Here is a 603-nt window from a genome sequence, read left to right on the forward strand (position 1 = left end):
TTATTAATATTGGTGCTGAAAAAGATGGCACTAGTATCAATATTGCAAACAAAAGTGGTGTGGATCGGACGCTTTCTGGTGTGAAGGCGGCAGAGAATGACAATGAAGCTGTTAACAAGAGCCAACTTGATAAAAGTTTGAAGAAACTCTCTGATACTCTTCAATCTGAAGAATCTGCGGTTGTTCTCTATGATAAAGGAACAGATGGTAACACTGATTATAGCAGTGTGACTTTTGGGAAGGGACAAGACTCCGCTCCTGTTGCACTTCATAATGTTGCAGATGGCAAAATTACCAAGGATTCTCATGATGCGATTAATGGCAGCCAGATTAATCAAATATCTCAAGATGTAGCAACATATTTGGGTGGTGGTGCTGCATTTACAGATGGTACATTTACAGGACCGACCTATAAATTATCTAAGATTTCTGAAGATGGCGCAGCAGAAGAAACTAGCTATGATAATGTTGGAAATGCTGTTTCTGGACTTGACACGAATATCAAGAATGTGAATGAACGCATTAAGGAAGTTTCGCAAGGTGTTGCACAGGATTCTTTGTTGTGGGACAAAGATGCGCAGGCTTTTGTAGCGCAGCATGGAG

1 pseudogene is annotated in these 603 nt (G+C 40.6%); it reads left to right on the forward strand.

Features of this window, described 5'->3' with window-relative positions:
• Positions 1-603 (forward strand): annotated as a pseudogene (locus tag MCQ_RS09080) (hypothetical protein); the annotation flags it as partial.

This window comes from Candidatus Bartonella washoeensis Sb944nv (assembly GCF_000278135.1).
GTDB classification, from domain to species: domain Bacteria; phylum Pseudomonadota; class Alphaproteobacteria; order Rhizobiales; family Rhizobiaceae; genus Bartonella; species Bartonella washoeensis.